This window comes from Bartonella sp. CR84HXZ (assembly GCF_042194535.1).
Lineage (GTDB): Bacteria > Pseudomonadota > Alphaproteobacteria > Rhizobiales > Rhizobiaceae > Bartonella > Bartonella grahamii.
The window spans coordinates 1-1238 of record NZ_JBHIMY010000083.1 but is presented as its reverse complement, the minus strand read 5'-3'; the positions used below and the strand labels follow the sequence as shown (position 1 = coordinate 1238).

At 49.9% G+C, this 1238-nt stretch carries 1 pseudogene; it reads right to left on the bottom strand.

The annotated features are described in order from the left end of the window. Positions 1–68: 68 nt before the first annotated feature. A pseudogene (locus ACFIKD_RS09455) lies at positions 69–1238 on the bottom strand (phage tail tape measure protein); the annotation flags it as partial.

The following is a 1238-nucleotide window of genomic DNA, read 5'->3' as shown; positions in this document are numbered from 1 at the left end:
TCAGCCAGTCCACATAAAATTGATGCGGTCCTAACATCATCAAAGGATCTCTCATAGCCTCCCTCCCCTCATTCTGTCCCGCCATGCAGAGCATTAGCGCGTGCCCGTTGAATGGCGTGGGCAACCGCACGACCAGTGGCAACAGGATCACGGGCACCATTGACATGCACTGTGACATTTTGATTGTGTGTGATGGTGGAGTGATCTTTGCCTTTTGCTTCTGTGAAAGGGGAATTTGCATGCCCCGCCCCCGCAAATTGTGGTATGGGCTGAATGGCTGTTTTCCCCCCCAAAAAACTTGGCAAAAACTCTCTTACATCAATGGAACCAATCCACCCCTTAATGCGGCTAGGCAAAGATTTACAATAATCCATCAATTGTGAGATAGACGACATAAAGCCATCGACAATCGAATTAGCCAGATCTTCGCCCGCTTGTTCCATACCAGCCTTGGCACTCTCCGAGAGCTTTTCCTGTGTAAAAAAACTCTTCAACCATTGCCAAAAGTTGGAAAAGCTTTGTTTAACGCCCTCCCACACGTTGCCAAACCAACTGCCAACAGCGCTAAGCTCTTGTTTAAACTTTTGCCAAACTTGAGAGAGATCAAAAGCATTGGCGATTATATTTTTCCAACGCGTAATGGTGCTGGTATCAGCACCAAAAAAGCGCATGACGGCTTCAAAGGCTTGCCCCCAAGCCCGTGTTACCCCCCGTGCAAAGCCCTTCATAAAAGAAGAAAAGCGGTCCCAATATTTCCACAAAGCAAAACCAGCTGCCAATATGACCGCCACAACAGCAGCAACCGCAGCCCCTACCGGGGTAAAAATACCCCCCACAACAGAGGCCATGCTCGCTCCAACCACTTCGATCACGGTTCCTATCCAACCAAAGCTACTCGCAAATGCACTTCCTGAGATCATAACGCCGCGAAATGCCGCCACAAGTAAAGTCATTGGGCGTAAGAGTCGGAGTGAACTTGCCCCAAGACCCGCGGTTAGCAAGCCCAGGGAGCGCCCTGCGGCTGCTAAGCCCCGCCAGCTTGCAGAAAGACCACGACTGAGTGTTCTAAGCTTGATAAAAGACGTGATCAATTGAAGAAGCCCAAGACGTGTTCCAGCGAGGGTAAAGCGCAACACGCGCAGAGCAATATTAAAAGCCATAAGGGCAGCAATGGTTTTGATGATGGCGCTTGTTAAAGTGGGATGGGCATTCGCCCACGCCATAAGCCCATTGGTAAA